The sequence below is a fragment of the Streptomyces sp. NPDC086777 genome, assembly GCF_040702065.1.
Classification (GTDB): domain Bacteria; phylum Actinomycetota; class Actinomycetes; order Streptomycetales; family Streptomycetaceae; genus Streptomyces.
This window is the reverse complement of the sequence record NZ_JBFBJI010000041.1, coordinates 41,118-65,949: the sequence shown is the minus strand read 5'-3', so window position 1 is coordinate 65,949 and position 24,832 is coordinate 41,118. Positions and strand designations below refer to the sequence as shown.

Annotated in this window: 19 protein-coding genes and 1 pseudogene; 15 read left to right on the top strand and 5 right to left on the bottom strand. The window is 67.8% G+C overall.

Translation table 11 applies throughout. From position 1 onward, the window contains the following. Positions 1-57: 57 nt before the first annotated feature. From nusG to AB0472_RS37965, 8 genes are all read left to right on the top strand, one after another. Entirely contained in the window at positions 58-924 is an 867-nt protein-coding gene (gene nusG, locus AB0472_RS38000; protein ID WP_366363577.1) for a transcription termination/antitermination protein NusG, read from the top strand. Between the two features lie 257 nt (positions 925-1,181). Continuing rightward, positions 1,182-1,616, top strand: coding sequence for a 50S ribosomal protein L11 (gene rplK / locus AB0472_RS37995; RefSeq protein WP_037858373.1), 435 nt, complete (start codon positions 1,182-1,184; stop codon positions 1,614-1,616). 81 nt (positions 1,617-1,697) lie between these two features. Continuing rightward, entirely contained in the window at positions 1,698-2,423 is a 726-nt protein-coding gene (gene rplA, locus AB0472_RS37990) for a 50S ribosomal protein L1 (RefSeq protein ID WP_189268819.1), read from the top strand. A gap of 164 nt (positions 2,424-2,587) precedes the next feature. Beyond that, complete coding sequence (locus AB0472_RS37985) at positions 2,588-3,508, top strand: hypothetical protein (RefSeq protein ID WP_366363574.1); 921 nt, start codon at positions 2,588-2,590, stop codon at positions 3,506-3,508. A gap of 358 nt (positions 3,509-3,866) precedes the next feature. After that, positions 3,867-4,397, top strand: a complete 531-nt coding sequence (rplJ, locus tag AB0472_RS37980) for a 50S ribosomal protein L10 (RefSeq protein ID WP_009330729.1) — start codon at positions 3,867-3,869, stop codon at positions 4,395-4,397. A gap of 121 nt (positions 4,398-4,518) precedes the next feature. Then, positions 4,519-4,902, top strand: a complete 384-nt coding sequence (gene rplL, locus AB0472_RS37975) for a 50S ribosomal protein L7/L12 (protein WP_093499670.1) — start codon at positions 4,519-4,521, stop codon at positions 4,900-4,902. Positions 4,903-5,459: 557 nt separating this feature from the next. Continuing rightward, positions 5,460-8,945, top strand: coding sequence for a DNA-directed RNA polymerase subunit beta (rpoB, locus tag AB0472_RS37970; protein WP_366363572.1), 3,486 nt, complete (start codon positions 5,460-5,462; stop codon positions 8,943-8,945). Positions 8,946-9,042: 97 nt separating this feature from the next. Next, complete coding sequence (locus AB0472_RS37965; RefSeq protein ID WP_366363570.1) at positions 9,043-12,942, top strand: DNA-directed RNA polymerase subunit beta'; 3,900 nt, start codon at positions 9,043-9,045, stop codon at positions 12,940-12,942. 105 nt (positions 12,943-13,047) lie between these two features. On the opposite strand, the gene AB0472_RS37960 is transcribed toward AB0472_RS37965, so the two are convergent. Both AB0472_RS37960 and AB0472_RS37955 read right to left on the bottom strand, forming a co-directional pair. Beyond that, entirely contained in the window at positions 13,048-13,788 is a 741-nt protein-coding gene (locus AB0472_RS37960; RefSeq protein ID WP_366363568.1) for a 3-oxoacyl-ACP reductase family protein, read from the bottom strand. Between the two features lie 403 nt (positions 13,789-14,191). Continuing rightward, complete coding sequence (locus AB0472_RS37955) at positions 14,192-15,448, bottom strand: glycosyltransferase family 39 protein (protein WP_366363566.1); 1,257 nt, start codon at positions 15,446-15,448, stop codon at positions 14,192-14,194. Positions 15,449-15,956: 508 nt separating this feature from the next. Here AB0472_RS37955 and rpsL point away from each other — a divergent pair. The 4 genes from rpsL to tuf all read left to right on the top strand — a co-directional run bounded on the left by rpsL (position 15,957) and on the right by tuf (position 20,331). Further along, positions 15,957-16,328, top strand: coding sequence for a 30S ribosomal protein S12 (gene rpsL, locus AB0472_RS37950; protein WP_003948652.1), 372 nt, complete (start codon positions 15,957-15,959; stop codon positions 16,326-16,328). A 2-nt stretch (positions 16,329-16,330) separates the two neighbouring features. Beyond that, the gene (gene rpsG, locus AB0472_RS37945) at positions 16,331-16,801 is read left to right on the top strand and encodes a 30S ribosomal protein S7 (protein ID WP_007384059.1); all 471 of its coding nucleotides are present in this window, start codon (positions 16,331-16,333) and stop codon (positions 16,799-16,801) included. A gap of 39 nt (positions 16,802-16,840) precedes the next feature. Continuing rightward, positions 16,841-18,967 (top strand): elongation factor G, encoded by a 2,127-nt coding sequence (fusA, locus tag AB0472_RS37940; protein WP_351957571.1) that lies wholly within the window; start codon positions 16,841-16,843, stop codon positions 18,965-18,967. Between the two features lie 170 nt (positions 18,968-19,137). Then, positions 19,138-20,331 carry an elongation factor Tu gene (gene tuf / locus AB0472_RS37935; protein WP_093499665.1) on the top strand — a complete coding sequence of 398 codons (1,194 nt, stop codon included), beginning with the start codon at positions 19,138-19,140 and terminating at the stop codon, positions 20,329-20,331. Positions 20,332-20,418: 87 nt separating this feature from the next. On the opposite strand, the gene AB0472_RS37930 is transcribed toward tuf, so the two are convergent. Continuing rightward, positions 20,419-21,438 carry a hypothetical protein gene (locus AB0472_RS37930; RefSeq protein WP_366363563.1) on the bottom strand — a complete coding sequence of 340 codons (1,020 nt, stop codon included), beginning with the start codon at positions 21,436-21,438 and terminating at the stop codon, positions 20,419-20,421. A gap of 69 nt (positions 21,439-21,507) precedes the next feature. Here AB0472_RS37930 and AB0472_RS37925 point away from each other — a divergent pair. Next, positions 21,508-22,051, top strand: a pseudogene (locus AB0472_RS37925) (glycosyl hydrolase 115 family protein); the annotation flags it as partial. A gap of 24 nt (positions 22,052-22,075) precedes the next feature. On the opposite strand, the gene AB0472_RS37920 reads toward AB0472_RS37925, so the two are convergent. Further along, positions 22,076-22,315, bottom strand: a complete 240-nt coding sequence (locus AB0472_RS37920) for a hypothetical protein (protein ID WP_366363607.1) — start codon at positions 22,313-22,315, stop codon at positions 22,076-22,078. Positions 22,316-22,783: 468 nt separating this feature from the next. Further along, positions 22,784-23,218, bottom strand: coding sequence for an ATP-binding protein (locus AB0472_RS37915; protein ID WP_366363561.1), 435 nt, complete (start codon positions 23,216-23,218; stop codon positions 22,784-22,786). A gap of 156 nt (positions 23,219-23,374) precedes the next feature. Between AB0472_RS37915 and AB0472_RS37910 the strand changes: the two genes are divergently transcribed. Together AB0472_RS37910 and AB0472_RS37905 are read left to right on the top strand one after the other, a co-directional pair. Beyond that, on the top strand, positions 23,375-24,250 hold the full coding sequence (locus tag AB0472_RS37910; protein WP_366363559.1) for a helix-turn-helix transcriptional regulator: 876 nt from the start codon (positions 23,375-23,377) through the stop codon (positions 24,248-24,250). Continuing rightward, the gene (locus AB0472_RS37905) at positions 24,247-24,474 is read left to right on the top strand and encodes a DUF397 domain-containing protein (protein WP_366363557.1); all 228 of its coding nucleotides are present in this window, start codon (positions 24,247-24,249) and stop codon (positions 24,472-24,474) included. The genes AB0472_RS37910 and AB0472_RS37905 overlap by 4 nt, the downstream gene beginning before the upstream one ends. Positions 24,475-24,832: the final 358 nt, after the last annotated feature.

The window sequence follows — 24,832 nt, the reverse complement described above, 5'->3', positions numbered from 1 at the left end:
TACCGGCGCCCGTTTTCGCATGTTCCACCCCTATGTATCCAGGAAGAAGCAGCCATCGTGTCTGACCCGAACCTGAACGACGCCGTCGAGGCCGTCGAGCCCGAAGAGGCCCGCGAAGACGAGCTGGACATCGTCGAGGGCGCGGACGAGCAGGACGAGTTCGAGGCTGCCGAGGCCGAACTGGGGGAGCCGGCCGAGGAGACCGCGGTCCACGTCGAGGACGAGGGCGCGGCGGAGGACGAGGACGTCGACGCCGAAGAGGTCGAAGAGGCCGAAGAGGTTCTCGAGGAGGAGCCCGCCGAGCCGGTCGACCCCGTCCAGGCGCTGCGCGAGGAGCTGCGCGTGCTCCCCGGCGAGTGGTACGTCATCCACACGTACGCCGGCTACGAGAACCGCGTGAAGACCAACCTGGAGCAGCGCGCCGTCTCGCTGAACGTCGAGGACTACATCTTCCAGGCCGAGGTGCCGCAGGAAGAGGTCGTCCAGATCAAGAACGGCGACCGCAAGACCATCAAGCAGAACAAGCTGCCCGGCTACGTGCTCGTCCGCATGGACCTCACCAACGAGTCGTGGGGTGTCGTCCGCAACACCCCGGGTGTCACCGGCTTCGTCGGCAACGCGTACGACCCCTACCCGCTGACCCTGGACGAGATCGTCAAGATGCTCGCGCCGGAGGCCGAGGAGAAGGCGGCCCGCGAGGCGGCGGAGGCCGAGGGCAAGCCGGTGCCGCAGCGCAAGGTCGAGGTCCAGGTGCTGGACTTCGAGGTGGGCGACTCGGTGACGGTGACCGACGGTCCGTTCGCCACGCTGCAGGCGACGATCAACGAGATCAACCCGGACTCCAAGAAGGTCAAGGGTCTGGTGGAGATCTTCGGGCGCGAGACGCCGGTCGAGCTCTCGTTCGACCAGATTCAGAAGAACTGACAGATTCAGAGGAACTGAGTCGGTCGTTCGTCGGCTGCGGGCCGGTGGGGGTTGTTCGCGCAGTTCCTCCCCCAGCCTTCGGCCGGGGGGACCCCCAGCGCTCCTAGGCAAGACAGGTCAGGGTTGGCCCCACAGCGGACCCCCTGACCTGTTCGTTTTTGGCCGCGCATCCATACCCGTTATCGTTGTGCGGTATGCCTGCGCCCAGGAGAGAAACCTGGCGCAGGCAGGACCCGATCGAAAGGACCCGGAGAGCTATGCCTCCCAAGAAGAAGAAGGTCACGGGGCTCATCAAGCTCCAGATCAACGCCGGTGCGGCGAACCCCGCCCCGCCGGTCGGCCCCGCGCTCGGTCAGCACGGCGTCAACATCATGGAGTTCTGCAAGGCCTACAACGCCGCGACCGAGTCGCAGCGCGGTTGGGTCATCCCGGTGGAGATCACGGTCTACGAGGACCGCTCCTTCACCTTCGTCACCAAGACCCCGCCGGCCGCGAAGATGATCCTCAAGGCCGCTGGTGTCGAGAAGGGCTCCGGCGAGCCGCACAAGACCAAGGTCGCCAAGATCACCGAGGCGCAGGTCCGCGAGATCGCCCAGACCAAGCTGCCCGACCTCAACGCCAACGACCTGGACGCCGCGTCGAAGATCATCGCCGGCACCGCCCGTTCCATGGGCATCACGGTCGAGGGCTGAACCCCACCTTCGTAGAACCACCGTGGTAGGGCCTGCTCGGCCCGTACACCACGACTCCTTCAGAACACACAGGAGCAAGTTGTGAGCAAGCGCAGCAAGGCTCTCCGCGCTGCGGACGAGAAGATCGACCGGGAGAAGCTGTACGCCCCGCTCGAGGCCGTCCGTCTCGCCAAGGAGACCTCCACGACCAAGTTCGACGGCACCGTCGAGGTCGCCTTCCGCCTGGGTGTCGACCCGCGCAAGGCCGACCAGATGGTCCGTGGCACCGTGAACCTCCCGCACGGCACCGGCAAGACCGCCCGGGTCCTGGTCTTCGCGACCGGTGACCGTGCCGAGGCCGCGCGTGCCGCGGGCGCCGACATCGTCGGCGCCGACGAACTGATCGACGAGGTGGCGAAGGGCCGTCTGGACTTCGACGCCGTCGTCGCCACCCCGGACCTCATGGGCAAGGTCGGCCGCCTCGGCCGCGTCCTCGGCCCCCGTGGTCTGATGCCGAACCCGAAGACCGGCACCGTCACGCCGGACACCGCCAAGGCCGTGACCGAGATCAAGGGCGGCAAGATCGAGTTCCGCGTCGACAAGCACTCGAACCTGCACTTCATCATCGGCAAGACGTCCTTCGAGGACGACAAGCTGGTGGAGAACTACGGCGCGGCGCTGGAGGAGATCCTCCGTCTGAAGCCGTCCGCCGCCAAGGGCCGCTACATCAAGAAGGCCGCGGTCAGCACCACCATGGGCCCCGGCATCCCGGTCGACCCGAACCGCACCCGCAACCTCCTCACCGAGGAGGACCCGGCCGCCGTCTGAGCCCCGCGCTCGGTCCGGTAGCCGCGTCAGGGACGCGACACCACCAGGACGGGCCCCGCAACCTCTCGGTTGCGGGGCCCGTCCTGCTGTTCGAGCGACTCCCGGCGCGCCGTCAGTGCCCTGGGTTAGCGTCGGAGTACGGGACCTTCACGGGGGTGGACGGGATGAAGACCAGGCGAGCGCGTCGTACGGCCGTCTCGATCGCGGTGGCGGCCGCGCTGACCGGCGTGGCGGCCTGCAGCTCCGCGGGAGGCCCGGGGGGCACCGGCGGCTCCGGCACGGGGGACAGGGCCGGCGCCCGCGCCGCGACCAGGGTCAGCCCCGTCGCCGAGCTGCGCTCCGCGGAGAAGTCCACCGACGACGCCGACTCCGCCCGGGTCCGCTCCACCACGACCATGGGCTCGCTGCTGTCCATGACGACGGACGGCAGCCTCGCCTGGGACGACGGCATATCCGGCACCGTCACCATCACCTACACCGGCGGCAGCACGGCCGAGCTGATGCGCAAGCTCGGTACGACGTCGATGGAGGCCCGCTACCTGCCCGACGCCTACTACGCGAGGATGAGCGACACCTTCGCCGCGCAGACGGGCGGCAAGCACTGGATCCGGTACGGGTACGGCGACCTCGCCTCCGTCGCCGGCGGTTCGGGCGCCCTGCTCAAGGACCAGATGCAGAACACCACGCCCAACAAGTCGGTGCAGATGCTGCTGGCCTCCGGCGACGTGCGCAAGGTCGGCGAGGAGACGGTCGACGGCCAGGCCACCACCCACTACGCGGGCAGCGTGGACGTGGCCGACCTGGCCGGGCGCAGCAGCAGCCTCACGGCGAGCCAGCTGGCGGCCCTGAAGAAGCAGCTCACCCAGGCCGGCGTCAGCACCGAGACCGTCGACATCTGGGTCAACGACCAGGACCTGCTGGTCAAGAAGACCGAGAAGGCCGCCACGGCGAACGGGACGATGACGCAGACCGCGCACTACAGCGACTACGGCGTCAAGGTCAGCGCCAGCAAGCCCCCGGCCGGCGACACCGCGGACTTCAAGGCCCTGCTCAAGAAACAGGGCGCGACCGGGCTGACCTCCTGAGCCGCGGCTGGGCTGTCCTCCTGAGCGGTGGCCGGGCTGACCTCCTGAGCCGCGACCGGACCTCCTGAGCCGTGGACGGCAGGGGACCGATTTGCTCGACAGTGCCCGGGTCCCGTACTCTCCTACAGAAGCCAAAGACCGCTGGTCGTTGCCGTCTGCTCGCAAGAGTGTGCGGTGGCCGAAGGATCCGCTGAACCGCGGACGACCCGCGCAGGTGACTGTGGAAGTGCTCCCGGAGCCGCATACATCGTGTGTGTGACCTCGGTCGAGCTACGCCCCGTGCGCCTGCGCCGGGGCGTTTCGTTTTCCCCAGCCCCTTCTGAGCGGTCCTCATCACCCGGAAGGAGGCCGACGCTCTATGGCAAGGCCCGACAAGGCTGCCGCGGTAGCCGAGCTGACGGAGCAGTTCCGCAGCTCGAACGCCGCCGTGCTGACCGAGTACCGGGGTCTCACCGTGGCGCAGCTCAAGACGCTGCGCCGGTCGCTCGGTGAGAACGCCCAGTACGCCGTGGTGAAGAACACGCTGACCAAGATTGCGGCCAACGAGGCCGGGATCACGACGCTCGACGACCTGTTCAACGGTCCGACGGCGGTCGCCTTCGTCACCGGTGACCCGGTGGAGTCGGCGAAGGGTCTTCGTGACTTCGCCAAGGACAACCCGAACCTCGTCATCAAGGGCGGTGTCCTTGACGGCAAGGCGCTGTCCGCCGACGAGATCAAGAAGCTTGCGGACCTCGAGTCCCGCGAGGTTCTGCTCGCCAAGCTGGCGGGCGCCCTGAAGGGCAAGCAGACGCAGGCTGCTCAGGTCTTCCAGGCGCTCCCGTCGAAGCTCGTCCGCACCGTGGACGCGCTTCGCGCCAAGCAGGACGAGCAGGGCGGTGCCGAGTAACTCGGCTCGCGAAATGACCGCCGCCTGAGGCAACGCGCCGACGGCAACGGTCGTAGCGGGCCGAACGTACGCCCGCCAGACATGTACATACGGCACCAGCCGAATTAGTGGAAGGAAAGCCATCGTGGCTCTCACCCAGGACGAACTGCTCGCCGAGTTCGAGGGCATGACCCTCATCCAGCTCTCCGAGTTCGTGAAGGCGTTCGAGGAGAAGTTCGACGTCACCGCCGCCGCCGCGGTCGCCGTCGCGGGCCCGGCCGGTCCGGCCGCCGCCGCCCCGGTCGAGGAGGAGAAGGACGAGTTCGACGTCATCCTCACCGGCGCCGGCGACAAGAAGATCCAGGTCATCAAGGTCGTGCGTGAGCTGACCTCGCTCGGCCTGAAGGAGGCCAAGGACCTGGTGGACGGCGCCCCGAAGCCCGTCCTCGAGAAGGTCGCCAAGGACGCCGCCGAGAAGGCCGCCGAGTCCCTCAAGGGCGCCGGCGCCTCCGTCGAGGTCAAGTAACACCTCCGAGGTCGGCCACGACCTCTGTGTGCTGAAACACCCCCCTCGGGGGCTGTAACGCGCAGACCGCGAAGAGCGATCATCCATCCGGGTGGTCGCTCTTCGGCGTTCCTGGAAGGCCGACCACGGTTACCTTGCACCCGCCCCGGCGGGAGGTATGGTGATCTTCGTCGTGTCACCGGGCGCACCGGGTTTGCGCAGGGGGGCCTTGACGAACCGCACGCAGCGCGCAATTCTCAGGACGCGTCGCCAGAACGGTCCGAATCCGAGGCATGGATCGGCGACGAAGAGGGCAGTATCAACGTGCGTTGAGGGCAGGCATGACGCAGGCGTTGACGATGAAGAGGGTCTCAGAAAATGGGGACTGGACATCAGTGTGCCAAGTGGCTACACTGACCCTTTGCGCTGCCTGTTAGCCTTCCCCTGCCCGTCACCAGGGGTCTGCCCTCACCCGAATGCCGACGACCGAACCTCCTCTGAACTGGGGTTTCTGTCTCTGTGTCCGGGAAGGGACCGGGGAGCGCGTAGTGAGTCCGAGCCCTCGGAAGGACCCCCTCTTGGCCGCCTCGCGCACTGCCTCGAACGCGAATATGAACAACGGCGCCAGCACCGCCCCGCTGCGCATCTCCTTTGCAAAGATCAAGGAGCCTCTTGAGGTTCCCAACCTGCTCGCGCTGCAGACCGAGAGCTTCGACTGGCTGCTCGGCAACACCGCCTGGCAGAGTCGGGTCGAGGAGGCTCTGGAGTCCGGTCAGGACGTCCCCACCAAGTCCGGTCTGGAGGAGATCTTCGAGGAGATCTCCCCGATCGAGGACTTCTCCGGGTCGATGTCGCTGACGTTCCGCGACCACCGCTTCGAGCCGCCGAAGAACAGCATCGACGAGTGCAAGGAGCGCGACTTCACGTACGCCGCCCCGCTCTTCGTCACGGCCGAGTTCACCAACAACGAGACCGGTGAGATCAAGTCCCAGACGGTCTTCATGGGCGACTTCCCGCTCATGACGAACAAGGGCACCTTCGTCATCAACGGCACCGAGCGTGTCGTGGTGTCGCAGCTGGTCCGTTCGCCCGGTGTCTACTTCGACTCGTCGATCGACAAGACGTCCGACAAGGACATCTTCTCCGCCAAGATCATCCCGTCCCGGGGTGCCTGGCTGGAGATGGAGATCGACAAGCGCGACATGGTCGGTGTCCGTATCGACCGCAAGCGCAAGCAGTCCGTTACCGTCCTCCTGAAGGCGCTCGGCTGGACCACCGAGCAGATCCTCGAGGAGTTCGGCGAGTACGAGTCCATGCGCGCCACCCTGGAGAAGGACCACACCCAGGGCCAGGACGACGCGCTGCTCGACATCTACCGCAAGCTGCGTCCGGGCGAGCCCCCCACGCGCGAGGCCGCGCAGACGCTGCTCGAGAACCTGTACTTCAACCCGAAGCGCTACGACCTCGCCAAGGTCGGCCGCTACAAGGTCAACAAGAAGCTGGGCGCGGACGCCCCGCTGGACGCCGGTGTGCTGACCGTCGAGGACGTCATCTCGACGATCAAGTACCTGGTCAAGCTGCACGCGGGCGAGACCGAGACGGTCGGCGACAGCGGCGGCACGATCGTCGTCGAGACCGACGACATCGACCACTTCGGCAACCGTCGTCTGCGCAGCGTCGGCGAGCTCATCCAGAACCAGGTCCGCACCGGTCTGGCCCGTATGGAGCGCGTCGTCCGCGAGCGCATGACCACCCAGGACGTCGAGGCGATCACGCCGCAGACCCTGATCAACATCCGGCCGGTCGTCGCCTCCATCAAGGAGTTCTTCGGCACCAGCCAGCTGTCCCAGTTCATGGACCAGAACAACCCGCTGTCGGGTCTCACCCACAAGCGCCGCCTGTCGGCCCTTGGCCCGGGTGGTCTCTCCCGTGAGCGGGCCGGCTTCGAGGTCCGTGACGTGCACCCGTCGCACTACGGCCGCATGTGCCCGATCGAGACCCCGGAAGGCCCGAACATCGGCCTGATCGGCTCGCTCGCCTCCTACGGCCGGGTCAACGCCTTCGGTTTCGTCGAGACCCCGTACCGCAAGGTCGTCGACGGCCAGGTCACCGACGAGGTGGACTACCTGACCGCCGACGAGGAGGACCGCTTCGTCATCGCGCAGGCCAACGCCGGCCTCAACGACGACATGCGCTTCTCCGAGGCCCGCGTTCTGGTCCGCCGCCGTGGCGGCGAGGTCGACTACGTCGCCGGTGACGACGTGGACTACATGGACGTCTCGCCGCGCCAGATGGTGTCGGTCGCGACCGCCATGATCCCGTTCCTGGAGCACGACGACGCCAACCGTGCCCTCATGGGCGCGAACATGATGCGCCAGGCCGTGCCGCTGATCAAGAGCGAGTCCCCGCTCGTCGGCACCGGCATGGAGTACCGCTCCGCGGTCGACGCCGGCGACGTGGTCAAGGCCGAGAAGGCCGGTGTGGTCCAGGAGGTCTCCGCGGACTACATCACCACCGCCAACGACGACGGCACGTACATCACGTACCGCCTGGCCAAGTTCGCCCGGTCCAACCAGGGCACCTCGGTCAACCAGAAGGTCATCGTCCTGGAGGGCGACCGGATCATCGAGGGCCAGGTCCTCGCCGACGGTCCCGCCACCGAGAACGGTGAGATGGCGCTCGGCAAGAACCTGCTCGTCGCGTTCATGCCGTGGGAGGGTCACAACTACGAGGACGCGATCATCCTGTCGCAGCGCCTCGTGCAGGACGACGTCCTCTCCTCGATCCACATCGAGGAGCACGAGGTCGACGCCCGTGACACCAAGCTGGGCCCCGAGGAGATCACCCGGGACATCCCGAACGTCTCCGAGGAGGTCCTCGCCGACCTCGACGAGCGCGGCATCATCCGCATCGGCGCCGAGGTCATCGCCGGCGACATCCTGGTCGGCAAGGTCACCCCGAAGGGCGAGACCGAGCTGACGCCGGAGGAGCGCCTGCTGCGCGCGATCTTCGGTGAGAAGGCCCGTGAGGTCCGTGACACCTCGCTGAAGGTGCCGCACGGCGAGACCGGCAAGGTCATCGGCGTGCGTGTCTTCGACCGCGAGGAGGGCGACGAGCTGCCGCCGGGCGTGAACCAGCTGGTCCGCGTCTACGTCGCGCAGAAGCGCAAGATCACCGACGGTGACAAGCTCGCCGGCCGGCACGGCAACAAGGGTGTCATCTCCAAGATCCTGCCGATCGAGGACATGCCGTTCCTGGAGGACGGCACCCCGGTCGACATCATCCTCAACCCGCTGGGTGTGCCGTCCCGAATGAACCCGGGACAGGTCCTGGAGATCCACCTCGGCTGGCTCGCCAGCCGCGGCTGGGACGTCTCCGGTCTCGCCGACGACTGGGCCCAGCGGCTCCAGGCCATCGGCGCCGACCAGGTCGCCCCGCGCACCAACGTCGCGACCCCGGTCTTCGACGGTGCCCGCGAGGACGAGCTGGCGGGTCTGCTGCAGCACACCATCCCGAACCGCGACGGCGACCGCCTGGTGCAGCCGACCGGCAAGGCGCGGCTGTTCGACGGCCGCTCGGGTGAGCCGTTCCCGGACCCGATCTCCATCGGTTACATGTACATCCTCAAGCTCCACCACCTGGTCGACGACAAGCTGCACGCCCGGTCGACCGGCCCGTACTCGATGATCACCCAGCAGCCGCTGGGCGGTAAGGCCCAGTTCGGTGGCCAGCGGTTCGGCGAGATGGAGGTGTGGGCGCTGGAGGCTTACGGCGCCGCGTACGCCCTCCAGGAGCTGCTGACCATCAAGTCCGACGACGTCACCGGCCGCGTGAAGGTCTACGAGGCCATCGTCAAGGGCGAGAACATCCCCGAGCCCGGCATCCCCGAGTCCTTCAAGGTGCTCATCAAGGAGATGCAGTCGCTCTGCCTGAACGTGGAGGTGCTGTCCAGCGACGGTATGTCCATCGAGATGCGTGACACCGACGAGGACGTCTTCCGCGCTGCGGAGGAGCTCGGCATCGACCTGTCCCGGCGCGAGCCGAGCAGCGTCGAAGAGGTCTGACGGGAGTCCGGCGGGCCCTGAGCCATCAGGGCCCCGCCGACCCCCAGGCCCCCGTTTCAGACCACAGACTTACAACCCTGAGAGGGATTGACGCATAGTGCTCGACGTCAACTTCTTCGATGAGCTCCGGATCGGCCTGGCCACGGCTGACGACATCCGTCAGTGGAGCCACGGCGAGGTCAAGAAGCCCGAGACGATCAACTACCGCACCCTCAAGCCGGAAAAGGACGGGCTCTTCTGCGAGAAGATCTTCGGCCCCACCCGGGACTGGGAGTGCTACTGCGGCAAGTACAAGCGTGTCCGCTTCAAGGGCATCATCTGTGAGCGCTGCGGCGTCGAGGTGACCCGCGCCAAGGTGCGCCGTGAGCGGATGGGCCACATCGAGCTGGCCGCGCCGGTCACGCACATCTGGTACTTCAAGGGTGTCCCGTCGCGCCTCGGCTACCTGCTGGACCTGGCGCCCAAGGACCTCGAGAAGGTCATCTACTTCGCGGCGTACATGATCACGTACGTCGACGAGGAGCGCCGTACCCGCGACCTGCCCTCCCTGGAGGCGCACGTCTCCGTGGAGCGCCAGCAGATCGAGAACCGCCGCGACTCCGACCTCGAGGCCCGCGCCAAGAAGCTGGAGAGCGACCTGGCCGAGCTGGAGGCCGAGGGCGCCAAGGCCGACGTGCGCCGCAAGGTGCGCGAGGGTGCCGAGCGTGAGATGAAGCAGCTGCGCGACCGTTCGCAGCGCGAGATCGACCGCCTCGACGAGGTGTGGACCCGCTTCAAGAACCTCAAGGTCCAGGACCTGGAGGGCGACGAGCTGCTCTACCGCGAGCTGCGGGACCGCTTCGGCACGTACTTCGACGGCTCGATGGGTGCCGCGGCGCTGCAGAAGCGCCTGGAGTCCTTCGACCTCGACGAGGAGGCCGAGAAGCTCCGGGAGATCATCCGTACCGGCAAGGGCCAGAAGAAGACCCGTGCGCTCAAGCGCCTCAAGGTCGTCTCCGCGTTCCTGCAGACCAGCAACAGCCCCAAGGGCATGGTGCTCGACTGCGTGCCGGTCATCCCGCCGGACCTCCGCCCGATGGTGCAGCTGGACGGTGGCCGCTTCGCGACCTCCGACCTGAACGACCTGTACCGCCGTGTGATCAACCGCAACAACCGCCTGAAGCGGCTTCTCGACCTCGGCGCCCCCGAGATCATCGTGAACAACGAGAAGCGCATGCTCCAGGAGGCCGTGGACGCCCTCTTCGACAACGGTCGTCGTGGTCGCCCGGTCACCGGTCCCGGCAACCGCCCGCTGAAGTCCCTGAGCGACATGCTCAAGGGCAAGCAGGGTCGTTTCCGTCAGAACCTGCTCGGCAAGCGAGTCGACTACTCGGCGCGTTCCGTCATCGTCGTCGGCCCGCAGCTGAAGCTGCACCAGTGCGGTCTGCCCAAGGCCATGGCGCTGGAGCTCTTCAAGCCGTTCGTGATGAAGCGCCTGGTCGACCTGAACCACGCGCAGAACATCAAGTCCGCCAAGCGCATGGTGGAGCGCGGCCGCACCGTCGTGTACGACGTCCTCGAAGAGGTCATCGCCGAGCACCCGGTGCTGCTGAACCGTGCGCCCACCCTGCACCGCCTCGGCATCCAGGCCTTCGAGCCGCAGCTGGTCGAGGGCAAGGCCATCCAGATCCACCCGCTCGTCTGCACCGCGTTCAACGCGGACTTCGACGGTGACCAGATGGCCGTGCACCTGCCGCTGTCCGCGGAGGCGCAGGCCGAGGCCCGCATCCTGATGCTGTCCTCGAACAACATCCTCAAGCCCGCCGACGGCCGTCCGGTGACGATGCCGACCCAGGACATGGTCCTCGGTCTGTTCTTCCTGACGACCGACGGCGAGATGCGCAACGTCAAGGGCGAGGGCCGTGCCTTCGGCTCGGCGGCCGAGGCGATCATGGCCTTCGACGCCGGCGAGCTCTCGCTCCAGTCGAAGATCGACATCCGCTTCCCGGTGGGCACCATCCCGCCGCGCGGCTGGACCCCGCCGGTCGCGGAAGAGGGCGAGCCGGAGTACCAGACCGGTGACAGCTTCCGTCTGAAGACCACGCTCGGCCGTGCGCTCTTCAACGAGCTGCTGCCCGAGGACTACCCGTTCGTCGACTACGAGGTCGGCAAGAAGCAGCTCTCCGAGATCGTCAACGACCTCGCCGAGCGCTACCCGAAGGTCATCGTGGCGGCGACGCTCGACAACCTGAAGGCGTCCGGCTTCTACTGGGCGACCCGTTCCGGCGTCACCGTCGCCATCTCCGACGTCGTCGTTCCCGAGGCGAAGAAGGCGATCGTCGCCGGCTACGAGGCCAAGGACGAGAAGGTCCAGAAGCAGTACGAGCGCGGTCTGATCACCAAGGACGAGCGCACGCAGGAGCTCATCCAGATCTGGACCCAGGCGACCAACGAGGTCGCCGAGGCGATGAACGACAACTTCCCGAAGACCAACCCGATCTTCATGATGGTGAACTCGGGTGCACGAGGCAACATGATGCAGATGCGTCAGATCGCCGGTATGCGTGGTCTGGTGTCGAACGCGAAGAACGAGACGATCCCGCGTCCGATCAAGGCGTCGTTCCGTGAGGGTCTGTCCGTGCTGGAGTACTTCATCTCCACGCACGGTGCCCGTAAGGGTCTGGCGGACACCGCCCTGCGTACCGCCGACTCGGGTTACCTCACCCGTCGTCTGGTCGACGTCTCCCAGGACGTCATCATCCGCGAGGAGGACTGCGGCACCGAGCGCGGCCTCAAGCTGCACATCGCGGAGGTCGGCGCGGACGGCGTGCTGCGCAAGGCGGACAACGTCGAGACGTCCGTGTACGCGCGCTGCCTCGCCGAGGACATCGTGGTCGACGGTCAGGTCCTGGCCCCGGCCGGCACCGACCTCGGTGACGTGCTCATCGACGAGCTGGTGGCCCGTGGCGTCGCGGAGGTCAAGACCCGCTCGGTCCTGACCTGCGAGTCCGCCGTCGGCACCTGCGCCATGTGCTACGGCCGTTCGCTGGCCACCGGCAAGCTGGTCGACATCGGTGAGGCGGTCGGCATCATCGCCGCCCAGTCCATCGGTGAGCCCGGTACCCAGCTGACGATGCGTACCTTCCACACCGGTGGTGTGGCCGGTGACGACATCACCCAGGGTCTGCCGCGTGTCGTCGAGCTCTTCGAGGCCCGTACCCCGAAGGGTGTCGCCCCGATCTCCGAGGCCCAGGGCCGCGTGCGGATCGAGGAGACCGAGAAGACCAAGAAGATCGTCGTCACGCCGGACGACGGCAGCGACGAGATGGCCTACCCCATCTCGAAGCGTGCCCGTCTCCTGGTCAGCGAGGGCGAGCACGTCGAGGTGGGCCAGAAGCTCACCGTGGGTGCCACCAACCCGCACGACGTGCTGCGCATCCTGGGTCAGCGTGCCGTCCAGGTCCACCTGGTCGGCGAGGTCCAGAAGGTGTACAACTCGCAGGGTGTGTCGATCCACGACAAGCACATCGAGATCATCATCCGGCAGATGCTGCGCCGCGTGACGATCATCGAGTCGGGCGACGCCGAGCTGCTGCCCGGCGAGCTGGTCGAGCGCTCGAAGTTCGAGCACGAGAACCGTCGTGTGGTCCAGGAGGGCGGTCACCCGGCTTCGGGTCGTCCGCAGCTCATGGGTATCACCAAGGCCTCGCTGGCGACGGAGTCCTGGCTGTCGGCCGCCTCCTTCCAGGAGACGACCCGAGTCCTGACGGACGCGGCGATCAACGCCAAGTCCGACAGCCTCATCGGCCTCAAGGAGAACGTCATCATCGGTAAGCTCATCCCGGCCGGTACGGGCCTGTCCCGCTACCGCAACATCCGGGTCGAGCCGACCGAGGAGGCGAAGGCCGCGATGTACTCGGCCGTCGGCTACGACGACATCGACTACTCGCCGTTCGGCACCGGCTCCGGCCAGGCCGTTCCGCTGGAGGACTACGACTACGGTCCGTACAACCAGTAGGAGATGGTTCTGAAGGGCGGTCACCCCGTTTCGTGCGGGGTGGCCGCCCTTCGGCGTTGTGGCGGCGCGCGGTGAGCTCCGGCGCCGTCACGACGGGCTCGCATGTCAGGCGGTGAAGCCGCCGTCCACGTGGATCGAGGCGCCGGTGATGTACGCGCCGTCCGGACTTGCCAGGTGGGCGACGGTGGCCGCGATCTCGGCCGCCTCCGCGTAGCGGCCCACCGCCGTGAATCCGGCGATCACCTCGGCGTCCGGTCCGTCGGCCGGGTTGCTCTCCGTGTCGGTGGGCCCGGGGTGCACCAGGTTGACGGTGATGCCACGCGGGCCGAGTTCCCGGGCCAGGCCCTTCGTCATCCCGGTCAGAGCCGTCTTGCTCATGGAGTACAGCGCCAGTCCGGGGAAGACCGCACGCTCGGCGACGTTGCTGCCGATGCTGATGATGCGGCCGCCCCGGCCCATGTGCCGAACTGCCGCCCGGGACGCCGCGAACGGCGCCCGGACGTTCACCGCGAGGGTGCGATCGATCTCCGCCGCCCCCAGGTCTTCGAGCGGGCCGACGAGGAAGACACCGGCGTTGTTGACCAGGATGTCGAGTCTGCCGAACGCCGAGGCGGCCTCGTCCACCGCGGCGGTGAGCGCCTCAGGGACGGTGCTGTCGGCCCGTACGGCCCGTGCACGGCGCCCTCCGGCCTTGACCTGCTCCACCACCTGGCCGGCACGTTCCGCGCCGCTCTCGTAGGTCAGGACGACGTCGGCACCTTCCTCGGCGAGCCGTAACGCCACGGCGGCGCCGATGCCGCGGCTGCCGCCCGTGACCAATGCCACGTTTCCTTCAAGTCGATTCATGACGTCGAGCATGGTCGGCGCCGGCCCCGGAAACTGGCGGGAATCCGACCTGGCATTCGACCTCCGCCGGAGGTCCGACTTTCTCGTACAAACCTGTGCCGGAAGGCGAAGGCGGAATCAACATGCGCGTTCTTCGGCGGGACGGTGTGCGGTGCGGGCGCGGGTGCGGGTGCGGGTGCGGAGCCGGTGGGCCGTGGCGGCGCGGGGCGCCTGTGACCTCGTACGTTCTCGAAGGAGTCGGCGGAGCGGCACGCGCCGGCACGCCGGCTTGTGCTGCCGTCCCGGGCTGAATCCTCGCCGTATCGATGAATGCACGGAATACACGGCACGGGGTTCACGGCCGGTCCGATTTTCCGGCTCCGGGCGGAGATTCTGTTCGAGAGCGCCGCTCTCGCGGACGACGCTACGGAATCCCCAACTCGAAGATGACGTAATGCGCGTACCACCCCGACGCCACCGCCGCCGTGGCGAAGAACACCACCAGGGTCGGCCACCTCAGCCGGGCCAACGCCGCCGCCGGGGCGAGCAGCAGGGGGAAGACGGGGAGCAGGTAACGCGGGGTGTTGCCGAACATCTGCTGGGTGCCGAGGATCGTCACGATCGAGGCGAGCGTGTACGCCGTCAGCACCAGTGGCGGCCGGCTGCGGAGCAGGAGTGCGACGAGGAACGGCAGCGCCACCACCACCTGCACGGCGATCAGGTCGGGGACCGGGTAGGCGAAGAGGTAGTCGCCGTGCCCCACCGCCACGTTCCGCAGCACGTCCAGGGTGTACGCGCCGAAGTCGAAGTAATGGGCCCAGGCCTCGCGCTGGAGCGAGAAGTACGCGCCCGGGGCGCCCATCGACCAGCCGACCCAGCCGATGTAGGTGAGCAGGCCGAGGGGTGCGGCGACCGCCGCGTACAGCGGGGCCGCGACGCCCTGCTCACGGCGGCTGTCCCGGCGCGCCAGCGTCACCAGGGCCGCCAGGCCGACCGCGCCGATCAGCACCGCTGCCGTGGGCCGGCTCAGGCCGGACAGGAAGGCGAGCAGGCCCGCCGTCACCCACCGGCGCCTCAGCACGGCGTGGCAGGTCCAGGCGGCGATCGCCACGAACAGGGACTCCGTGTAGACCGCCCACTCGACGCCGGCGGCCGGGGCCACGGCCCACAGGCCGGCCGCGACGGTGCCGGCGCGGGCCCCGGCCAGCAGCGAGACCACCGCGTAGATGCCGGCCGCGGCGACGAAGGAACAGACGACGGAGACGAGGATCGCCGAGCCGTAGAGGCCGATGCCGGTGATCTCCGAGACGGCTCGGACCAGACCGGGGTAGAGGGGGAAGAAGGCGACCGAGTTCTGCTCCGCACTGAACTGGCCGCCCGGGGCGAGGGGCCGGAGGGGCTCGGGGTGATAGCCCTTCCGCGCGACCTGGAGGTACCACCAGCCGTCCCACGTGGACAGGACGTCCCACCAGTGGGCGCCGCCGCCGAAACGGGGGTCCTTGTCGCGGTAGTCGCCGGCGGACGTCAGCAGCCAGGCGAAGACGAGGAGGCCGGTGAGCTTGGCGGCGCCGTAGAGGGCGAGGGGCGGGAGGTAGGGGCGGGCGGCCGGCGGAAGACGGAGCGCGCGGGGGCGTGGCGCCGGTTCGGCGGTCGTCGCGGTGTTGCTCTGAGCTGCGCTCATGCGTGTGCTGCCCCCAAAAAAAAGCCGCGCCGTGCGCCGTGCCGCGCGGGTCCTTCGGGCGGCTGCGGGTCCGTGGTCGCTGGTCGCGCGGTTCCCCGCGTCCCGAGGGGAGCGTCGAAGGGGACCGGCGATCAGAAGATCTGATCAGCGTCGCACAGCCGTGCATCCGATCGGCGTCGGCTCGCGCCGCTCTCCGTTCGCGTGTCGTTCGTCTCCGTGGTATATCGGGAGGCAACTCAAAACCGCAGCTCACGTCCCCCGCAACCGGTCCCCCTTCTTTTGTTTTGACCGGAGTGAATGCGCTGGGTACGCTCAGACCTTGTGCCTGGGGTGTGCCCTGATCCTCGTGCGTGCCTTCAAACCGCACCGGAGTGACGAAGTGGCCACCGCGATCCGCGCCCCCTTCTGCCTCGCGGCAGGAGCCCACGGAATCCGACACACCCGACCGCGTGGGTCGGCGATGTTCCAGGTTAGCTTCACCATTCGGCACACAGAAACCGGAGAAGTAGTGCCTACGATCCAGCAGCTGGTCCGCAAGGGCCGGCAGGACAAGGTCGAGAAGAACAAGACGCCCGCACTCGAGGGTTCCCCTCAGCGTCGCGGCGTCTGCACGCGTGTGTTCACGACCACCCCGAAGAAGCCGAACTCGGCCCTGCGTAAGGTCGCGCGTGTGCGTCTGACCAGCGGGATCGAGGTCACCGCTTACATTCCGGGTGAGGGACACAACCTGCAGGAGCACTCCATCGTGCTCGTGCGCGGCGGCCGTGTGAAGGACCTGCCCGGTGTTCGCTACAAGATCATCCGCGGCTCGCTCGACACCCAGGGTGTCAAGAACCGCAAGCAGGCCCGCAGCCGCTACGGCGCCAAGAAGGAGAAGTAAGAATGCCTCGTAAGGGCCCTGCCCCGAAGCGCCCGGTCATCATCGACCCGGTCTACGGTTCTCCTCTTGTCACGTCGCTCATCAACAAGGTGCTGCTGAACGGCAAGCGCTCCACCGCCGAGCGCATCGTGTACGGCGCCATGGAGGGCCTGCGCGAGAAGACCAGCAACGACCCGGTCATCACGCTCAAGCGCGCGCTGGAGAACATCAAGCCCACGCTTGAGGTCAAGTCCCGCCGCGTCGGTGGCGCCACCTACCAGGTGCCGGTCGAGGTCAAGCCCGGCCGTGCCAACACCCTGGCGCTGCGCTGGCTGGTCGGCTACTCCCGCGCCCGTCGCGAGAAGACCATGACCGAGCGTCTGCTCAACGAGCTTCTCGACGCTTCGAACGGCCTCGGTGCGGCCGTCAAGAAGCGCGAGGACACGCACAAGATGGCCGAGTCCAACAAGGCCTTCGCGCACTACCGCTGGTAGTCGCTACCCCCATCGAGACCGAGAGAAGACCGAAGCCTTATGGCTACCACTTCACTTGACCTGGCCAAGGTCCGCAACATCGGGATCATGGCCCACATCGACGCGGGCAAGACGACCACCACCGAGCGGATCCTGTTCTACACCGGTGTGTCGTACAAGATCGGTGAGGTCCACGACGGCGCTGCCACCATGGACTGGATGGAGCAGGAGCAGGAGCGTGGCATCACGATCACCTCTGCTGCCACCACCTGCCACTGGCCGCTGGAAGACGTCGACCACACCATCAACATCATCGACACCCCGGGCCACGTCGACTTCACCGTCGAGGTGGAGCGCTCGCTGCGCGTGCTCGACGGTGCCGTGACGGTGTTCGACGGCGTCGCCGGTGTCGAGCCGCAGTCCGAGACGGTGTGGCGTCAGGCGGACCGCTACGGCGTGCCGCGTATCTGCTTCGTCAACAAGCTCGACCGGACCGGTGCCGAGTTCCACCGCTGTGTCGACATGATCAGCGACCGCCTGGGCGCGCAGCCGATCGTCATGCAGCTCCCGATCGGTGCCGAGGCCGACTTCCAGGGCGTCGTGGACCTCGTCCGCATGAAGGCGCTCGTGTGGTCCGCCGAGGCCACCAAGGGCGAGATGTACGACGTCGTCGACATCCCGGCCACCCACACCGAGGCTGCCGAGGAGTACCGCGGCAAGCTTCTGGAGGCCGTGGCCGAGAACGACGAAGAGATCATGGAGCTGTACCTGGAGGGCGAGGAGCCCTCCGAGGAGCAGCTGTACGCCGCGATCCGTCGTATCACCATCGCGTCCGGCAAGTCCGACGGCACCACCGTCACCCCGGTGTTCTGCGGTACCGCGTTCAAGAACAAGGGCGTTCAGCCCCTGCTCGACGCGGTCGTGCGCTACCTCCCCTCCCCGCTCGACGTCGAGGCCATCGAGGGCCACGCCGTGAACGACCCGGAGGAGGTCGTCAAGCGCAAGCCGTCCGACGACGAGCCGCTGTCCGCGCTGGCGTTCAAGATCATGAGCGACCCGCACCTCGGCAAGCTCACCTTCGTCCGGGTCTACTCGGGCCGCCTGGAGTCCGGCACCGCCGTGCTGAACTCCGTCAAGGGCAAGAAGGAGCGCATCGGCAAGATCTACCGCATGCACGCGAACAAGCGTGAGGAGATCGAGTCGGTGGGCGCCGGCGACATCATCGCCGTCATGGGTCTGAAGCAGACCACGACCGGTGAGACGCTGTGCGACGACAAGCAGCCGGTGATCCTGGAGTCCATGGACTTCCCGGCCCCGGTCATCCAGGTCGCCATCGAGCCCAAGTCGAAGGGCGACCAGGAGAAGCTCGGCGTCGCGATCCAGCGCCTGGCCGAGGAGGACCCGTCCTTCCAGGTCCACTCGGACGAGGAGACCGGCCAGACCATCATCGGCGGCATGGGCGAACTGCACCTCGAGGTGCTGGTCGACCGTATGCGCCGTGAGTTCAAGGTCGAGGCCAACGTCGGCAAGCCGCAGGTGGCGTACCGCGAGACGATCCGCAAGGCCGTCGAGCGCGTCGACTACACCCACAAGAAGCAGACCGGTGGTACCGGTCAGTTCGCGAAGGTGCAGATCGGCATCGAGCCGCTCGAGGGTGGCGACACGTCGTACGAGTTCGTGAACAAGGTGACCGGTGGCCGTATCCCGAAGGAGTACATCCCTTCGGTGGACGCCGGTGCGCAGGAGGCCATGCAGTTCGGCATCCTCGCCGGTTACGAGATGACCGGTGTCCGCGTGATCCTGCACGACGGTGCCTACCACGAGGTCGACTCCTCCGAGCTCGCCTTCAAGATCGCCGGTTCGCAGGCCTTCAAGGAGGCCGCGCGCAAGGCGTCCCCCGTGCTCCTTGAGCCGATGATGGCCGTCGAGGTCACCACGCCCGAGGACTACATGGGTGAGGTCATCGGCGACATCAACTCCCGCCGTGGTCAGATCCAGGCCATGGAGGAGCGGGCCGGTGCCCGCGTCGTGAAGGGCCTCGTGCCCCTCTCGGAGATGTTCGGTTACGTCGGCGACCTGCGCAGCAAGACGTCCGGCCGGGCCAGCTACTCCATGCAGTTCGACTCCTACGCCGAGGTTCCGCGGAACGTCGCCGAGGAGATCATCGCGAAGGCCAAGGGCGAGTAAGTACCGCGTTCAACGCGGCGCGCACAGACGCCTTAGGCTTGACCCCGGAGCCTCACGGGTCGTTCCTCCGCATTCGTGGCGGAACGACCCGGGGCCCGGGACCCAACAGCAAAGATCACCTGGCGCCGACTGAACCCAGGCGTACAGAACCACTCCACAGGAGGACCCCAGTGGCGAAGGCGAAGTTCGAGCGGACTAAGCCGCACGTCAACATCGGCACCATCGGTCACATCGACCACGGTAAGACGACCCTCACGGCCGCCATTACCAAGGTGCTGCACGACGCGTACCCGGACCTGAACGAGGCGACCGCGTTCGACAACATCGACAAGGCGCCCGAGGAGCGTCAGCGCGGTATCACGATCTCCATCGCGCACGTCGAGTACCAGACGGAGACCCGTCACTACGCGCACGTCGACTGCCCCGGTCACGCGGACTACATCAAGAACATGATCACGGGTGCCGCGCAGATGGACGGCGCGATCCTGGTCGTGGCCGCCACCGACGGCCCGATGCCGCAGACCAAGGAGCACGTGCTCCTGGCCCGCCAGGTCGGCGTTCCGTACATCGTCGTCGCCCTGAACAAGGCCGACATGGTGGACGACGAGGAGATCATGGAGCTCGTCGAGCTCGAGGTCCGTGAGCTCCTCTCCGAGTACGAGTTCCCGGGCGACGACCTGCCGGTCGTCCGTGTCTCCGCGCTGAAGGCGCTGGAGGGCGACGCCGAGTGGACGCAGTCCGTGCTCGACCTCATGACCGCCGTCGACGAGAACATCCCGCAGCCCGAGCGTGACGTCGACAAGCCGTTCCTGATGCCGATCGAGGACGTCTTCACGATCACCGGTCGTGGCACCGTCGTCACCGGTCGTATCGAGCGTGGTGTCCTCAAGGTCAACGAGACCGTCGACATCATCGGCATCAAGACCGAGAAGACCACCACCACGGTCACCGGCATCGAGATGTTCCGCAAGCTGCTCGACGAGGGCCAGGCCGGTGAGAACGTCGGTCTGCTCCTCCGTGGCATCAAGCGCGAGGACGTCGAGCGCGGCCAGGTCATCATCAAGCCGGGCTCGGTCACCCCGCACACCGAGTTCGAGGCGCAGGCCTACATCCTCTCCAAGGACGAGGGTGGCCGCCACACGCCGTTCTTCAACAACTACCGTCCGCAGTTCTACTTCCGTACGACGGACGTGACCGGCGTCGTGACCCTCCCCGAGGGCACCGAGATGGTCATGCCGGGTGACAACACCGAGATGAAGGTGGAGCTCATCCAGCCCGTCGCCATGGAAGAGGGCCTGAAGTTCGCCATCCGCGAGGGTGGCCGCACGGTCGGCGCCGGCCAGGTCACCAAGATCAACAAGTGATCTCGGCCCGCAAGGGCTGACCAGGCAGGTCTGAAGGGGCCCGTACGACTCCGGTCGTACGGGCCTCTTTGCTGCTTCGGCAGGACCTCACTGCATGTTCTGCACGGGCGGATGGTCGTACGACGCCTCGCACACGTACACCTGGAGGGTGTAGCCGCGCCCGATGGTGATCTGCGTGTCCAGCGCCGGTCCGAGGAAGTGGTAGCCGGTGTATCCCGCGTCCTCCACCGGTGCCCAGCTGCCGCTGCCACCGTCCCACTCGGTGCCGTCGATCGTGAGCAGGGGCCGCACCCCGGCGCCGCACTCGGCGCAGGCCATGGGGAACGGGTCGGAGAAACTCCAGGGCGCGTGTCCCCCGAGCTTCCATCCCGGGGCGACGGCCAGGTCGTACTGGTAGCAGACCCCCGGCTCCTCGTCCTCGCCCTCGATGCCCTCCTCCCACTCGTGGATCCGGTCCGCCAGCCCCTGAGGCAGCTCGTGCGGGGCCGGGTACTCCGTGACGGTCTCGGGGTGCAGCACACAGGGCTCGGGCAGATAGTCGTCGCTGCCGATGACGGCGGGCCGCGGGGGAGCGGCGAGCGCGGTCACGACATCGGCGGCCCGGCGCCAACGCAGCTCGACCCTCGGCGAGTAGTCGTCCTCGGGATGGTCGAAGGCGCACCACAGCACCTGGAGCAGATCGGCGCCCTCGGGCCGGGGCAGCGTCGGCACATCCGCGGCACGTATCTGCGCGACCGGCACCAGCGGCACCGGCCCGTCCAGGGCTGCCCGGTACGGCGTGGTCCCCCGGTCGACCAGCGTGCGCTCCTCCTCGGTCAACAGGTCGGCGCCCTCGGCGTGCGGCCGGGCCCAGGCCTTGCGCAGGACACGCCGGCCGACGTGGACATCGTCCGGCGCCACACCGTGCTGCCAGGGACCCGCATGTTCCGGACAGGTCGGCCACGGCTCCTCGGCCGGCCACAGCAGGGGCCCGCCGACGGAACTGCCGGCCGCGGTGGGCGCACCGGCGCGGGGATGCAGGCGGACGGCGGTGCGGGCGAGCGGAGCCAGTTCGGGGAAGACCGCGGTGATGTCCAGAGGGCGGGGCGGCGTCGTACGGGTCGTCATGGCCGGAGGCTACCGGCCCGGTCTGACAGCACCGCTTCGAAGGTATTCGTCGCGTACGATCCGTCCCCCCACTACCACTTCGACTACGTCGGAGCGGGCCGCAACTACAAGTGGGTCGGCACCGCGAACCTACGCAATGTCCGGGACCAGCTCCACCAGGCCCGCGCCTGCGGCAACCACGGCCTGTGGGTGGCCAACGTGGGCGACCGACCTGAAGGGGAACGAGCTCCCGACGGAGTTCTTCCTCACCTACGCGTGGAATCCGGACCACTGGACCTTCGGCCGGCTCGCCGGGCGGGAGTGCCGGTACGGCCGCCAGAACTTCCAGGACGCGTGGTTCGAGCTGGTCGGGTACGAGGTGACGGCGACCGCGAACCTGTACGCGCTGCGGACGGCCGAGTTCACCGACCTGCTGTACGCACGGCAAGGCAGGGCCGCGATCAACTCCCTCGCCGCGCAGGCAGAGCAGGCTTTGTAGCGAGGCTTCGCCTTGGCCGACCGCTTCGACTCGCAGGTGGCGCGGCAAACGGCGGGGCTTCCAGCCCAGCCGCACATCGACTGCGGGGACGTGGACCGGTACGGCCCCAACGCGCCCTGGCGGCAACCGGAGATTAACCTGCCTTTTCGCTCGGGCTGCCTACCTCTCTGTGTCTGCGAAGAGTTCGGTCGTGGTGGTGGCTGTGGCGGCGCGGGTCAGCCACGTGGTGAGGGTGTCGTGGTCGTCGCAGGTGGTGATGCGGTCGCGGGCTTCGTCGCTGACGTCGATGCCACGGCCGCTGAGGACGACGAGGAGGGCTTCGGAGAGGCCTTCGAAGAGGCCTTCGGCGCGCAGGGCCTGGGCCGTCTGGGACTGGAAGATGGAGAGGTCGACGGCCATGAGGTGCCTCCAAAGGTCCGCGGCGGGAGTCTTGCCCAGGCCTTGTTCGGTGAGCTCGAGCCGGACGTTGACGTGGGTCACCCCGTACGAGGGGTTCGAGCCGGGAACGGCTGACCTGGCGCGCGAGGGCGCGCTAGTGTGCTCTGCATCCATCGGGAAGTTGCAGTCTTCCTAGGTGGTCAGGCCCTCGATCGGGATCGCTAGTCCCGGCCGGGGGCCGTCGTATGTGCGTCGCGAGTGACGGGTGACCGTGTGTTGCCCCGGCCGTCACTCGGTGTTGTCGCGGCGAGCATATGCCGGGCAACCGGCACCGAATCCAGCCCAGTTGGCCATGTTCACTCCGCAGGGTGACGGGTGACGGGTGACGGGTGACGGGTGACGGGTGACGGGTGACGGGCGGCGGCGGGGAGGCGGGTGGGGTTGGGGAGGGGGATTTCCCTGGGTTTTTTCACTACTTGGCGGCGGGCGTCACCGTCCCGCGGCGGACCGCGTGACGGTCAGCTCGGCCCAGACGGTCTTGCGGGGGCGGGGCCCGAGGGAGACGCCCCAGCGGTCGGCGAGGGCCTCCACGATCACCAGCCCGCGGCCGTTCTCGTCCTCCCCGGAGGGGAGTTGGAGGCGAGGGTGGCGCTCCTCGCAGGTGTCCGTCACCTCGATGCGGACCGTGTTCCCGACGACGTACATCAGCAGCCGGAAACCCCGGCCCGCCGTCCGCCCGTGCGTCGACGCGTTGGCCGCCAGTTCCGCGACGACGTACGCCACGTCCTCCGACGGCAGCCCCCACGACCGCAGTTGCTCGGTCGCCAGCAGTCGCGCCAGCCGGGCCCCTCTGCGGGTGGGCGACAGCAGCACGCTGAAGTTGCGGATCGGGCAGTCGAGGGGGGTGGAGATTTCCTGGTTCACATCACTCAGCGTGGCCGCTCGTGCCTACCGTGAACAGTGACGGAGCCGTTGCGTACGGTCACTGTCCGCTGCTTGTCCGGCGCTGTCCGGGCCGTCGGACACGGGCGTACGGGTAGGGCGTCGTCGAGGCACGGTCGTACGACGGAGGGGTGCGGGATGAGTGTGGACGGCGCGGTGGCGCGGCTCAGGAGCGAGGCGGACGAGCCGGGTTGGGAGGTGGATCCCGATGACGACTGGGGTGTCGCGGTCATCGCGACCGTCGGGCGGCAGCTGAAGCTGCGGCGGGAGGCGGTGGGGATGCGGGCCGCCGAGTTCGGGGTGGCGGTCGGGTACGGCGAGGACATGGTCTACAAAATCGAGGGTGGGAAGCGGATTCCGCGGCCGGAGTATCTGGACAGGGCGGACGAGGTGCTGGGGGCGGGTGGGCTGCTCTCGGCGATGAAGGAGGACGTGCGGCGGGTCCGGTACCCCAAGAAGGTGCGGGACCTGGCGCAGCTGGAGGCGAGGGCGGTGGAGCTCCAGCTCTACGACCCGCTCAACATCCACGGGTTGTTGCAGACACCTGAGTACGCGCGAGGACTGCTCCTCATGCGTCGCCCGGCGTACACCGGGGACGAGGTGGAGCGGTTCATCGCCGCGCGCGTGGCCCGTAAGGCCGTCTTCGAGCGGGACCCGGCGCCCGAACTCAGCTTCGTTCTGGAGGAGTGGACGCTTCGGCGTCCGCTCGGCGGGCGGGCGGTGCTCCGTCAGCAGCTGGAACACCTCCTGGAAGCTGCGCAGTTGCGGAACGTCGAGCTTCAGGTGATGCCGATGGACCGTGAGGAGCACGCGGGGGTCGACGGCGGAATCGAGGTGCTGAAGTCCGAGGACGGCTCGGCGGTGGGGCGTTCGGTAGCAGTGGCCAACGGCCGACCGGTGTCCGATGCGAAGCAACTCCGTATCCTTGAACTGCGGTACGGCATCATCCGGGCGCAGGCGCTCACGCCACGTGAGTCGACTGCCTTCATCGAACAACTGCTGGGGGAGACATGACCCGCACGACCACGGCCGAGGACGCCTCCGGTCTGACGTGGTTCAAGAGCAGCTACAGCAGTGGCAGTGAAGGCGACTCCTGCGTCGAAGTCGCCGTCAGCCCCGCCACCGTCCACATCCGCGACTCCAAGAACACCGCGACCACCTCCCGCGGTCCCCACCTCACCTTCCCGCCGGCCACCTGGACGGCCTTCCTCTCCCACGCGGCCGCCGCCGGCGAGTGAGGTACGCCCGCGAGTTGTTCGCGCCGCTGGGGGCGGCCGTCGCGGTGGGCGCGCTGAACGCCACCGGCACCTGGTCGTTCGCGGATGTCTCGGTCGGCGCGTTCCTGGCGGGCAGACGGCAGCAGTGGGACCGCCTCTTCGCCGCGGTCTGCGCGCTCTGCGCCTTCGACTACGACGAGGCGACGGCGATCGCCGACGAGATGGCCTACTTCCGCGACTACGACCTGTCCGCGCCACTCCTCGTCCTCTGGTCGGCCGGAGTGACGGGGGCCGAGAGCCTGCACGACCCGTCGCCGCCGGTCGTACGCCGCATGTGCCGCATGGCGGCTGACCTCCAACTGACCGAGTTCCTGAACAT

Bases quoted from the DNA above. Each gene is read 5' to 3' on its own strand.
- rplK (WP_037858373.1), top strand. From the start codon at position 1,182: ATGCCTCCCAAGAAGAAGAAGGTCACGGGGCTCATCAAGCTCCAGATC.
- AB0472_RS37985 (WP_366363574.1), top strand. From the start codon at position 2,588: ATGAAGACCAGGCGAGCGCGTCGTACGGCCGTCTCGATCGCGGTGGCG.
- rplJ (WP_009330729.1), top strand. From the start codon at position 3,867: ATGGCAAGGCCCGACAAGGCTGCCGCGGTAGCCGAGCTGACGGAGCAG.
- AB0472_RS37960 (WP_366363568.1), bottom strand. From the start codon at position 13,788: ATGAATCGACTTGAAGGAAACGTGGCATTGGTCACGGGCGGCAGCCGC.
- AB0472_RS37955 (WP_366363566.1), bottom strand. From the start codon at position 15,448: ATGAGCGCAGCTCAGAGCAACACCGCGACGACCGCCGAACCGGCGCCA.
- rpsG (WP_007384059.1), top strand. From the start codon at position 16,331: ATGCCTCGTAAGGGCCCTGCCCCGAAGCGCCCGGTCATCATCGACCCG.
- fusA (WP_351957571.1), top strand. From the start codon at position 16,841: ATGGCTACCACTTCACTTGACCTGGCCAAGGTCCGCAACATCGGGATC.
- AB0472_RS37930 (WP_366363563.1), bottom strand. From the start codon at position 21,438: ATGACGACCCGTACGACGCCGCCCCGCCCTCTGGACATCACCGCGGTC.
- AB0472_RS37920 (WP_366363607.1), bottom strand. From the start codon at position 22,315: ATGGCCGTCGACCTCTCCATCTTCCAGTCCCAGACGGCCCAGGCCCTG.
- AB0472_RS37910 (WP_366363559.1), top strand. From the start codon at position 23,375: ATGAGTGTGGACGGCGCGGTGGCGCGGCTCAGGAGCGAGGCGGACGAG.
- AB0472_RS37905 (WP_366363557.1), top strand. From the start codon at position 24,247: ATGACCCGCACGACCACGGCCGAGGACGCCTCCGGTCTGACGTGGTTC.